Source organism: Vibrio sp. 10N.222.49.C9 (genome assembly GCF_041474985.1).
Taxonomy (GTDB): domain Bacteria; phylum Pseudomonadota; class Gammaproteobacteria; order Enterobacterales; family Vibrionaceae; genus Vibrio; species Vibrio crassostreae_C.
The window spans coordinates 1-422 of record NZ_JBFRVD010001656.1 but is presented as its reverse complement, the minus strand read 5'-3'; the positions used below and the strand labels follow the sequence as shown (position 1 = coordinate 422).

Annotated in this window: 1 protein-coding gene; it reads left to right on the top strand. The window is 42.9% G+C overall.

Features of this window, described 5'->3' with window-relative positions; all coding sequences use genetic code 11:
• Positions 1 to 60: 60 nt before the first annotated feature.
• Positions 61 to 422, top strand: a 362-nt coding sequence (locus AB4585_RS29685) for a Gfo/Idh/MocA family protein (protein WP_372172431.1), incomplete at its 3' end; no start/stop codon positions are given.

Here is a 422-nt window from a genome sequence, read left to right as displayed (position 1 = left end):
GTGTTATATTCTTCAACTATTGACGGATAGATCATCTGAAACGTTCAAAGAGGAATTGAGATGTTGAAACTGGGTGTTATAGGCTCAAACTGGATTACAGAGCGCTTTATTGATGCAGCAAAGGCAAGCGACTCGTTTACATTGCAGGCTGTCTATTCAAGGAAGATAGAGAACGCGAAGCAATTTGCCGAAAAACATCAAGCAAGTGATTGCTTTGACTCTCTAGAAGCACTTGCCAACAGCAATGTTGATGCTGTCTATATCGCTAGCCCTAATTCATTGCATGCCCCTCAAGCGATTCAAATGATGAAAGCGGGTAAACACGTTATTGTGGAGAAACCGATTGCTTCAAACTTTGCACTGGCAGAGCAGATGCATCAGGTCGCTGAAGAGCAAGGTGTCATTCTCTTTGAAGCCTACAT